This window comes from Pseudomonas sp. H1_A03 (assembly GCF_054685145.1).
Genome location: NZ_CP162829.1, coordinates 6167484 through 6178916 on the forward strand (window position 1 = coordinate 6167484; position 11433 = coordinate 6178916).

Annotated in this window: 9 protein-coding genes; 4 read left to right on the forward strand and 5 right to left on the reverse strand. The window is 59.5% G+C overall.

Features of this window, described 5'->3' with window-relative positions:
* The first annotated feature begins 285 nt into the window (after positions 1–285).
* A complete protein-coding gene (locus AB4O35_RS28575) occupies positions 286–1584 on the forward strand; it encodes an OprD family porin (RefSeq protein WP_065873599.1) in 1299 nt (432 codons plus the stop codon).
* Between the two features lie 177 nt (positions 1585–1761).
* Here the strand turns inward: AB4O35_RS28575 and AB4O35_RS28580 are convergent, their stop codons facing one another.
* On the reverse strand, positions 1762–2604 hold the full coding sequence (locus AB4O35_RS28580; RefSeq protein ID WP_049711744.1) for a mechanosensitive ion channel family protein: 843 nt from the start codon (positions 2602–2604) through the stop codon (positions 1762–1764).
* A gap of 136 nt (positions 2605–2740) precedes the next feature.
* Complete coding sequence (locus tag AB4O35_RS28585) at positions 2741–3226, reverse strand: YajQ family cyclic di-GMP-binding protein (protein WP_003209785.1); 486 nt, start codon at positions 3224–3226, stop codon at positions 2741–2743.
* Positions 3227–3349: 123 nt separating this feature from the next.
* Between AB4O35_RS28585 and AB4O35_RS28590 the strand changes: the two genes are divergently transcribed.
* The 3 genes from AB4O35_RS28590 to AB4O35_RS28600 are packed head-to-tail and all read left to right on the forward strand — an operon-like array spanning position 3350 to position 6930.
* Complete coding sequence (locus AB4O35_RS28590; RefSeq protein ID WP_065873600.1) at positions 3350–4267, forward strand: putative 2-dehydropantoate 2-reductase; 918 nt, start codon at positions 3350–3352, stop codon at positions 4265–4267.
* Between the two features lie 46 nt (positions 4268–4313).
* Positions 4314–6332 carry a sensor histidine kinase gene (locus AB4O35_RS28595; protein ID WP_065880993.1) on the forward strand — a complete coding sequence of 673 codons (2019 nt, stop codon included), beginning with the start codon at positions 4314–4316 and terminating at the stop codon, positions 6330–6332.
* A 19-nt stretch (positions 6333–6351) separates the two neighbouring features.
* Positions 6352–6930 carry a cob(I)yrinic acid a,c-diamide adenosyltransferase gene (locus AB4O35_RS28600; protein ID WP_065873602.1) on the forward strand — a complete coding sequence of 193 codons (579 nt, stop codon included), beginning with the start codon at positions 6352–6354 and terminating at the stop codon, positions 6928–6930.
* A 125-nt stretch (positions 6931–7055) separates the two neighbouring features.
* Here AB4O35_RS28600 and AB4O35_RS28605 read toward each other — a convergent pair whose 3' ends face one another.
* From AB4O35_RS28605 to secA, 3 genes are all read right to left on the reverse strand, one after another.
* The gene (locus tag AB4O35_RS28605; RefSeq protein WP_065945851.1) at positions 7056–8000 is read right to left on the reverse strand and encodes a Nudix family hydrolase; all 945 of its coding nucleotides are present in this window, start codon (positions 7998–8000) and stop codon (positions 7056–7058) included.
* A 20-nt stretch (positions 8001–8020) separates the two neighbouring features.
* Entirely contained in the window at positions 8021–9238 is a 1218-nt protein-coding gene (argJ, locus tag AB4O35_RS28610) for a bifunctional glutamate N-acetyltransferase/amino-acid acetyltransferase ArgJ (RefSeq protein ID WP_065873604.1), read from the reverse strand.
* Between the two features lie 123 nt (positions 9239–9361).
* A partial coding sequence (gene secA, locus AB4O35_RS28615; RefSeq protein ID WP_460149429.1) for a preprotein translocase subunit SecA occupies positions 9362–11433 on the reverse strand: 2072 nt, incomplete at its 5' end.

The following is an 11433-nucleotide window of genomic DNA, read 5'->3' on the forward strand; positions in this document are numbered from 1 at the left end:
GCACCAGGGAAGATTTCAAACTTTAAAGTACGTTTTCTACGCTCTTTTAATGGTTTGGAAACAGCATTGAAGTTGTCAGTCTCGTTACAGTGAGGCTGTGAAATTGCGACATGGATCTAGCAATTTACGACCAGCTCGTAAAGAAGCTGAAAGGAAAGTGGGGCAAGTATCGCCAACAATGTCAGCGTGATATAACTTTGCGCCGACACAAAAAGAAAGAGCCGCCCAGACAAAAATACAGGTGGGACGGCAGTACTCTTCCTAAAACCAAAGGAGCAAATCACGATGCGCGTGATGAAGTGGAGCATGATCGCCCTGGCTGTTTCAGCAGGCACTACGCAGTTCGCAATGGCGTCCGCCCAAAGCGATTCCAAAGGCTTTGTTGAAGACAGCACTTTCAGCATTAATACCCGCGCTCTGTACTTCAGTCGCGACTTCCGTAACAACCCGTCGGGCCCGGGCTCTCAGAGCCGTGCCGAAGAGTCCGGTCTTGGCTTCAACGCCCTGTACCAGTCGGGCTTCACCCAAGGCACCATCGGTGTCGGTGTTGACGTGATTGGCCTGCTGGGTGTCAAGCTTGACAGCGGCAAGGGTCGCGCTGGTACCGGTCTGTTCCCAACCGGTTCCGACGGTCGCTCGCAAGACGATTACTCCAAAGGCGGTGGCGCCGTTAAGTTCCGTATCTCTGATACGGTCCTGAAAATCGGTGACCAGTACACCACAGCACCTGTGTTCGCCTCTGACGACAGCCGCTTGCTGCCAGAGCTGCCACAAGGTATCTCGATCACCAGCAGCGAGATCAAGGGCCTGAAGCTGGAAGGCGGTCACTTCACCTCCAGCGTTGCGCAGAACCAGACTTACCATGACAGCCTGGGCCTGACCAAAACCGACTTTGTCGGTGGTGTGTACTCCTTCACTCCAGAGTTCACCGGTAGCCTGTACTACGCGAAGACCGAAGATTACTTCCGTAAGTACTACAGCAACCTGAACTGGACCCACGCGCTGAGCGACGATCAGTCGTTTGCCTTGGACTTCAACATCTACGACACCAAGAGCGAAGGTGAAGGCCTGCAACGTGCTTCCAAAGACAGTGCCCTGCCTTTCGCAGAGCGCACTAAGCTCGACAACCGCGCGTTCAGCTTGCAGGGTGCCTACACCATTGGTGCACATACCTTCACTCTGGCAGCCCAGAAAGTTACCGGTGACGGCGACTATGGCTATGGCGTAGACGGCGGCGGCACAGTGTTCCTGGCCAACTCCATCGCCCGTTCCGACTTCAACGCCGAAGGCGAGAAGTCCTACCAGGCTCGTTATGACATCAACATGGCAACCTTTGGCATTCCTGGCCTGAGCTTCATGACTCGTTACGTGACCGGTAGCGGCGCAAACACCGCCACCACCTCGAACGGTAAAGAGTGGGAACGCGACATCGAAGCCAAGTACGTGATTCAGAATGGCCCGGCTAAAGACCTGAGCCTGCGTCTGCGTCAAGCGACCTACCGTTCCGGTGATGGCGTTTACTACGGTTCGCCTTCGATCGACGAACTGCGTCTGATCGCGCAATACCCGCTGAACATCTTGTAATTGACGGTTTGATTACAACGATGACTTAAGGCTTCGGCCTTAAACAAAAAAAGCCGCTCCCTTGTTAACAAAGGAGCGGCTTTTTTATGGCTGTAATGTTTCAGCGCCAGAATAACTAGATTAACACCAGCACCTTGAACCTGACCTAATGGCCAAGTCCACGGTTATTGCTCGACATTACTTAGCGGCGGTTTCCTGCATTACACGAATAACGCGCTGCGGAAACGGAATATCAATCCCCGCCGCTTTCAAACGGTCACGTGCCAGTTCATTGAACAGGAACATCACATCCCAGTAATCCGACGTCTTCGTCCAGCAGCGCAAGGACACAGTGATTGAGCTGTCACCCAGGGTTGAAACCACGGCCACAGCTTCCGGGTCCGCCAGCACGCGCGGATCTTTCGCCAGTTCCAGCAGCACTTCGCGGGCTTTCTGCAGGTCAGCGTCATAGTCCACACCTACGTCAAACACCACCTTTCGAGTCGGCTGGCGATTGGTATTGGTAATGATGCCGTTGGACAGGATGCCGTTAGGTACGATTACCGTCTTGTTGTCGCCGGTACGCAGCACAGTGTGGAAGATCTGGATGCTGTCGACGGTACCCGAGGTGCCCTGAGCTTCGATCCAGTCACCAATACGGAACGGACGGAACAACAGAATCAATACGCCGCCGGCAAAGTTGGCCAGGCTGCCTTGCAACGCCAGGCCGATGGCCAGGGTAGCGGCACCGATCGCAGCAACGAACGAGGTGGTCGCCACGCCGATCATTGAGGCGACGCTGACAATCAGCATGACTTTGAGCGCAATGTTCGCCAGGCTGGTGACGAAGTGCTGCAGTGCCAGGTCCGCGTTACGGATGGCCAGCAAACGCCCCACTCGGTGGGTAAATACGTTGATCAGCCACCAACCAATGGCCAGGGTGATGACAGCGAGCAATACCCGGCTGCCGTATTCCATGATCATCGGGATCCACGACTGTGAGGTCTTGATCAAGTGATCCATTTCAGCGTTCAAATCCATCTACATTCTCCTGGTTACCGGATGTTCGGCGTATTCGGTGGCCACCAATGCAATTGAGCCCCGTAGGGCTCAAGAGCAGGCGTAGGTTTATGGGGCGTGGGACGTCAAAAACGCCCGCTGGTTCCCCAATGTGCCATCAGTCGCGGAAGTTATTGAACTGCAGCGGCATATCGAACGTCTTGGCACGCAAGGCCGCAATGGCCTCTTGGAGGTCGTCACGCTTCTTGCCAGTGATACGCACCTGCTCACCCTGGATGGCGGCCTGAACTTTCAGCTTGGCGTCCTTGACGTGGGCCACGATCTTCTTCGCCAGCTCCTTATCGATGCCTTCCTTGAGCACGGCTTCCTGCTTCATCAACTTGCCGGAGGCGTAGGCGTCCTTGATTTCAAGGCATTGCGCATCGATCTTGCGCTTGACCAGCGACAGCTTGAGGATTTCGATCATCGCTTCCAGCTGGAAATCGGCTTCAGCGGTCAGGTTGACGGTCAGTTCCTTTTCCTTGAATTCGAAGCTGCCCTTGCCTTTCAAGTCATAGCGGCGATCCAGCTCCTTGACGGCGTTCTCGACGGCGTTGGTGACTTCGTGTTTGTCCAGTTCGGATACCACGTCGAACGAAGGCATGTCATTTCTCCAATATAAGGGGCGGGCTCAGTAGAGATGGGGCGCGCCCGAGCTAAAATGCCGGAGCATTATAGCGGTTCTTTCGCCCCGTTCACTGTGAGCGACCCTACGGAGCACAAACTGATGTCGACCACCTGGCATATTCTCGGCGCTGGCAGCCTGGGCACACTCTGGGCCACTCGCCTGGCGCGCGCGGGCGTGCCCGTAAGGTTGATCCTGCGCGACGAGGCACGCCTGGCCAGTTATCAGGCTGCCAAGGGGCTGACCCTGGTAGAACAGGGCGTCGAACACACCTACCCGGTGATCGGCGAAATACCCGACAGCCCCGAACCGATTCACCGCCTGCTAGTGGCATGCAAAGCCTACGACGCCCAAGACGCTGTCGCACAGTTGCAACATCGGCTGACACCCGATGCCGAGCTGATCCTGTTGCAGAACGGCCTTGGCAGCCAAGACGCAGTGGCCGCGCAACTGCCCCAGGCTCGCTGCATCTTTGCCTCCAGCACCGAAGGCGCATTTCGCGATGGCGACTGGCGCGTGGTGTTCGCCGGCCATGGCTACACTTGGCTGGGCGATGTAAGCCACCCTACCCCGCCACTTTGGCTCGATGATTTGAACGCTGCCGGCATCCCCCACGATTGGAGCACCGATATCCTCACGCGGCTGTGGCGCAAATTGGCACTCAATTGTGCGATCAACCCACTGACGGTGCTGTACCAGTGCCGCAATGGGGAACTGCAAGCCCATCACTGCGAAGTCGCCACCCTTTGCGCCGAACTGGGTGAACTGCTGGAATGCTGCGGCCAACCCGCTGCGGCGCAGGACCTGCAGCACGAAGTAGAAAGGGTAATCCACGCCACGGCCGCCAATTACTCCTCCATGTTCCAGGACGTGGCTGCCGGCCGACGCACCGAAATCAGCTATCTATTGGGCTATGCTTGCCAGGCGGCCACCCGTCATCAGTTGAGCCTGCCGCATTTGCAACAGCTGCAAGTACGCCTGGTCGAGCAGTTACTTGCACGCGGATTGCCCCGCGGCTGAGCCACGCGCTACCCTGCCCGTCTGTCTATTACCTGGGAAAACCCTGATGCCGCTGCGCCAGCGTCTTGAAAACCTACCGGTCGGGCAGAAACTGCTGGCCGCCCTGCTGGTGCTGCTGACCACCGTCTTGCTGGTGGCCAACCTGACCTTTATCAGCGCCGCCTACTGGATCTCCCAGGAAAGCATGGCGCCCCAGGCGTTGCAGGCCATTGGCCGCCTGGTGTCCAACCCCGCGCTCGCCGCCGAGGCCCTTGAGTCGCCCGCGAAAGCTGACGCCCTGCTCAATGAACTGACCAGCTACTCCCCCCTGCGTGCCGCCGCCCTGTACGACGGTGCTGGCAATCTCTTGGCGCAGATGCAACACGGCGACCGCCTGCACCTGCCGGACCACTACCGTCATATCGAAGCCTGGCGTGTCACCGAGTTTCGCAGTAATCAGATCATCACCCTGCCCCGTGCGGGCCAACCGTCCGGGCATCTGTTGCTGGTAGCCAGCAGTGAATTGCCGGTGGCGTTCTATACCGGCACGCTCACGGCCAGCCTGGGCATCCTGATTTTCAGCGTGCTGCTGTGGCTGGTCATTGCCCGCCAGATCAAACGCCTGATCACCCGGCCGATCCACGAACTGGAAGAACTCTCGCGCCAAGTCACCCGCGAAGAGAACTACGCCCTGCGTGCCGGCCGTGGCAATCACGATGAAATCGGCAGCCTGGCCGAAGCCTTCAACACCATGCTGTCGCGTATCGAAGCGCGCGAGCAGCAACTCAAGCGTGCGCGGGACGACTCCCAGGCCGCCTACGACCAAGCCCAGGGCCTGGCCGAAGAAACGCGCCACACCAATCGCAAGCTCGAACTGGAAGTTCAGGTTCGCAGCAAGATCGAGAAAAAGCTCACCGGGTTTCAGAACTATCTGAACAGCATCATCGACTCGATGCCCTCGGCGCTGATCGCCCTGGATGAACAGCTCTACGTCACCCAATGGAACCAGGAGGCCAGCGCCCTCTCCGGCACGCGCCTGGATGAAGCCCTGAACCAGCCGATCTACCTGGCCTTCCAGCCGCTCAAACCGTACCTGCCGCAGATCAGGGCAGCCGTCGAACAGCACACCGTGGAGCGCATCGAGCGCGTCACCTGGTTCAAGGACGATGAACCCAAGCATTACGCCTTGACCTTCTACCCGCTGATGGGCGGTGCCGGGCGTGGCGTGGTGATCCGTATCGATGACATCACCCAGCGCCTGTCCCTGGAAGAAATGATGGTGCAGTCGGAAAAAATGCTGTCTGTGGGTGGCCTGGCCGCTGGTATGGCCCATGAGATCAACAACCCGCTGGGGGCGATCCTGCATAACGTGCAGAACATCCGCCGCCGCTTGTCTCCCGACCTGCCCAAGAACCTGGAGCACGCTGAACAGGCTGGCATCGAACTGGATACGGTCAACCGCTATCTCGAAGGCCGCGAAGTGCCGCAGCTGCTCGATGGTATTCAGCAGGCCGGAGCGCGGGCGGCGAAGATAGTCACCCATATGCTCAGTTTCAGCCGCCGTAGCAACCGGCAAATGGCGCCTTGCGATTTGCCGGCGCTGATCGACCAAGCCGTGGAAATCGCCGGTAACGACTTCGACCTGGCCATCGGCTTTGACTTCAAGGGCCAGGCGATCACCCGCCAGTTCGACCCCCAACTGGGCCCGGTTCCGGGCACCGCCAACGAGTTGGAACAGGTGCTGCTCAACCTGCTGAAAAATGCCGCCCAGGCCATCCACCTGCGTGCAGACGGTAGCGAGCCGGGTCGCATTATCCTGCGTACCCGCCTCAACCCGCCATGGGCGGAGATCCAGGTGGAAGACAACGGCATCGGCATGAGCGAGAACGTGCGCAAGCGCACCTTCGAGCCGTTCTTTACCACCAAGGAAATCGGCCAGGGCACCGGGCTTGGGCTGTCGGTGTCGTATTTCATCATCACCAACAACCACAAGGGCCAGATGGAGGTGCACTCCACCCTCGGCCAAGGCACCTGCTTCACCCTGCGCCTACCCTTGGCCGGCAGCCAACTGCCCCCTACGAATTGAACCAACTGGAGCACTGACCATGGGCTTTCGCCTGTCGAAGATCTACACCCGTACCGGCGACAAAGGCGAAACCGGCCTCGGCGACGGCCGCCGCGTCCCCAAGGACCACCCGCGCATAGAGGCGATTGGCGAAGTCGACTCGCTCAACAGTCAGCTCGGGTTGCTGTTGGCCTATCTCGAAGGACTGGGCGGACAGCATCCGGGCCTGCAAGACGTGATCGAGGTGCTGAGCCCTTGCCAGCATCGGTTGTTCGATCTGGGGGGCGAGTTGGCGATGCCGGAGTACAAGGCGTTGAATGCAGCAGAAGTGGACCGGCTGGAAGCTGCGATTGATCGCTGGAATGAGGACGTGGGGCCGCTGGAGAACTTCATCCTGCCCGGTGGCTCAGCGCTGATCGCCCAGGCCCATGTATGCCGCAGCCTGGCGCGCAGTGCGGAGCGGCGGTGTCAGCACTTGAATGCGGTAGAGCCGTTGGAAGGGGTTGGGTTGGCGTATATCAATCGGCTATCGGATTTGTTGTTTGTGGCGGCGCGGGTGATTGCCAAGCGTCAGGGTGTTGCTGAAGTGTTGTGGCAGGCCGCGGCCAAGCCTCATTAATTATGAGGCGTCTGACCTGACGCCTTCGCGAGCAAGCCCGCTCCCACATTTGACTGCATTCCAAAGGTGGAACCCGGTCAACTGTGGGAGCGGGCTTGCTCGCGAAGAGGCCCGTCAGAACCCCATCAAACTTCCGGCCAGAACGCCCTGATCCCAGCGACACCTTGAGCCCCAGCCTCCCAAGCTTTTTCCCGCTCAGCAGGCCCAACCCCACCCAACAGAAATACCGGTTTGCTGAACCCGCTGATCAACTCAGCCGCCTGCTCCCAACCCAACGGCTGCGCGTCAGGATGAGTCTGCGTCGGCTGCACTGGCGACAGCGTGACAAAATCCACGTCCATCATTTCCGCCAGCGCCAACTCCTCGGCATTGTGGCAAGACGCCGCCAACCAGCGATCTTTAGGCAGTGGCCGGCCTTTGCTCGCGTATTTACGCAGTTGCGCCGCCGTCATGTGCCAGCCGGCTGCAGGAAAGTCCCCCAACCATTCAAACGGTCCCTTGAGCATCAACTGGGCCTTGCCCGCACACAAACCTACCGCATCCACCGCAAGATCGCGGTATTTGGGGTCGTAGCCGTTGGGTGCGCGCAGCTGAACCAGCTTGATGCCGCCGGCGATGGCTTGCTGGATACCGCGCAACAGTGTCGGGGTTTCCAGCTCGCCAGGGGTGATCAGGTATTCAGCAGGCAAACGCGCAGCCGCCACAATCGGAGCATTGGCTGCCGGGAACTCATAGTTGAGCAGATCCCGAGGGGCAACCCATTCCAGCGGCTGCCCTTCGGCGCCGTGAGGTTCGCCGGTAAAGGCCGAGACTTCCCAGACATCCAGCAACACCTGCTTGTCCGGGTAATCATGCTGCACCTTGATCAGCGGCCGCGCCGTGGTGACCTGGATGCCCAGCTCTTCCTGCAATTCGCGGGTCAGCGCACTGGCGACCGACTCATCAGCCTCCACCTTGCCACCGGGAAACTCCCAGAGGCCGCCCTGATGCTGGGTATCGGCGCGGCGCGCGAGCAGGATCCTGCCGTCGACACCGCGGATTACCGCTGCTGCTACATGCACTCGTTTCACCGCGCTTTTCCTCTCTGCGATCAGGTACGGTATTCCGCGTTGATCTTCACGTATTCGTGGGACAGGTCGGTGGTCCAGATGGTTTCGCTGCACTCGCCGCGACCCAGCTCGATGCGGATGGTGATTTCTTCCTGCTGCATCACCGCCGAGCCTTGGGCTTCGGTGTAGGTCTCGGCGCGGGCGCCACGGCTGGCAATGCACACATCACCGAGGAACACGTCGATCTTGCTCACGTCCAGGTCTGGCACGCCAGCACGGCCGACTGCCGCCAGGATACGGCCCCAGTTAGGGTCAGAGGCGAACAATGCGGTCTTGATCAGTGGCGAGTGAGCCACGGTGTAACCGACATCCAGGCATTCCTGGTGGTTGCCGCCGCCGTTGACTTCAACCGTCACAAACTTGGTCGCGCCCTCGCCGTCACGCACGATGGCCTGGGCCACGTCCATGCACACTTCGAACACGGCCTGCTTCAACGCCGCGAACAGCGGGCCGCTGGCCTCGGTGATTTCCGGCAGGTTGGCTTGGCCGGTGGCGATCAGCATGCAGCAGTCGTTGGTCGAGGTATCGCCATCGATGGTGATGCGGTTGAACGACTTGTTGGCGCCGTCCAGGATCAAGCTGTGCAGCACATCGCGAGAGACTTTGGCGTCGGTGGCGATGTAACCGAGCATGGTGGCCATGTTCGGGCGGATCATGCCCGCGCCCTTACTGATGCCCGTCACGGTGACGGTCACGCCGCCGTGCACGAACTGGCGGCTCGCGCCTTTTGGCAGGGTGTCGGTGGTCATGATGCCGGTAGCCGCTGCCGCCCAGTTATCCACAGACAGGTCATCGAGTGCGGCTTGCAGTGCGCCTTCGATTTTTTCCACGGGCAGCGGCTCACCGATTACGCCAGTGGAGTACGGCAGCACTTGGCTGGCGTCGACGCCGGTCAACTGGGCCAGCTTGGCGCAGGTGCGCGCGGCGGCCACCAGGCCAGGCTCGCCGGTGCCGGCGTTGGCATTGCCGGTGTTGGTCAGCAAGTAACGGATGGTGCCAGCCACGCGTTGCTTGGCCAGGATCACCGGCGCGGCACAGAACGCATTGAGGGTGAATACCCCGGCGACGGTCGAGCCTTCGGCGCAACGCATCACCACCACATCCTTGCGCCCCGGGCGCTTGATGCCGGCCGAAGCGATACCCAGTTCAAAACCGGCAACCGGGTGCAATGTGGGCAAAGGACCAAGACCAACAGCCATGAATGCGCTCCTTAAAAATCGGTGATGTCTGTACCGTCATGATCGACGGCGAAATTAATGGCAAAACGCCGCGACGGCAGAGGCCGGTCGCGGCGCAGGGTGTTGCAGCGTCAGGCGGAAATCTTATTCGATCTGGCCGTGGCAGTGTTTGAACTTCTTGCCCGAACCGCAATAGCACAGCTCGTTGCGACCCAGCTTCTGGTCGTTGCGAACCGGGGTTTGAGCCAGCGCCACATCAATCTCTTCGCCCAGTACTTCAGGGGCTTCCAGACCTGGCGCCTCGTCATGCTGGAACTGCATGCGTGCCGCCAGTGCCTCGGCCTCCTGGCGCAGGCGGGCTTCTTCCTCGATCGGGTCTTCGCGACGCACCTGAACGTGGGACAGCACGCGGATCGAATCGCGCTTGATCGAATCCAGCAGTTCGGAGAACAACGTGAACGACTCGCGCTTGTACTCCTGCTTCGGGTTCTTCTGGGCGTAGCCACGCAGGTGGATGCCGTGACGCAGGTGGTCCATGGTCGACAGGTGGTCTTTCCACAGGTCGTCCAGCACGCGCAGCACGATTTGCTTCTCGAACGTGCGCAGTGCTTCGGCACTCGCCTGCTCTTCTTTCTCGTTGTACGCAGCCAGCAGCTCGGTCATGAGCTTCTCGCGCAGGGTCTCTTCGTAGAGGTGATCGTCTTCGTCCAACCACTGCTGAACCGGCAACTCGACACCGAAGTCGTTCTTCAACGCGGCTTCCAGGCCGGCAACATCCCACTGCTCTGGCAGGGATTGTGGCGGGATGTGAGCGCTGACGGTGGCATTGAGCACGTCCTGACGGAAGTCAGCAATGGTCTCGCCAATGTTGTCGGCGGCCAGCAACGTGTTACGCATGTGATAGATCACTTTACGCTGCTCGTTGTTGACGTCATCGAACTCGAGCAGTTGCTTACGAATATCGAAGTTACGCCCTTCAACCTTGCGCTGTGCCTTCTCGATGGCATTGGTCACCATGCGGTGCTCAATCGCTTCACCGGACTGCATGCCCAGGGCCTTCATGAAGTTCTTCACGCGGTCCGAGGCGAAGATGCGCATCAGGCTGTCTTCCAGCGACAGGTAGAAGCGGCTGGAACCGGCGTCACCCTGACGACCAGCACGACCACGCAACTGGTTGTCGATACGGCGCGATTCGTGACGCTCGGAGGCGATTACCTGCAAGCCACCGGACTCCAGCACGGCCTGGTGGCGTTTCTGCCAATCCGCCTTGATCTGTGCGATCTGCTCTGGAGTCGGGTCCTCCAGCGAAGCCACTTCCACTTCCCAGTTACCGCCCAACAGGATGTCGGTACCACGACCGGCCATGTTGGTGGCGATGGTCAGCGCGCCTGGGCGACCAGCCTGGGCGATGATCTCGGCTTCTTTTTCGTGGAACTTGGCGTTGAGGACCTTGTGCTCGATGCCTTCTTTATTGAGCAGGTTGGACACGTGCTCGGAAGTTTCGATGGTGGCGGTACCCACCAGGATCGGACGACCCTGGGCCATGCCATCCTTGATGTCGTTGATGATTGCCGCGTATTTCTCTTCGGCAGTCAGGAACACCAGGTCGTTGAAGTCTTTACGCGCCAGCGGCTTGTTCGGCGGGATAACGACGACCGACAGGCCATAGATCTGGTGGAATTCGAACGCTTCAGTGTCAGCCGTACCGGTCATGCCGGACAGTTTGTTGTACAGACGGAAGTAGTTCTGGAACGTGGTGGAGGCCAACGTCTGGCTTTCAGCCTGGATGTTGAGCACTTCCTTGGCTTCGATGGCCTGGTGCAGGCCTTCGGACAGACGACGACCCGGCATGGTACGACCGGTGTGTTCATCAACCAGAACGACCTGGCCGTCCTGCACGATGTATTCAACGTTGCGATGGAACAGTTTGTGCGCGCGCAGACCGGCATACACGTGGGTCAACAGGCCCAGGTTGTGCGCCGAGTACAGGCTTTCGCCTTCGGCCAGCAGGCCGATCTGGGTGAGCATGTCTTCGACGAACTGGTGACCGGCTTCGTTGAGTTCGACCTGGCGGGTCTTCTCATCGATGGTGAAGTGACCTTCTTTGGTCACCACGCCTTCCACTTCCTCGATGTGCTGCTCCAGACGCGGGATCAACTTGTTGATCTCGGTGTACAGGCGCGAGCTGTCTTCGGCCTGGCCGGAGATGATCAGTG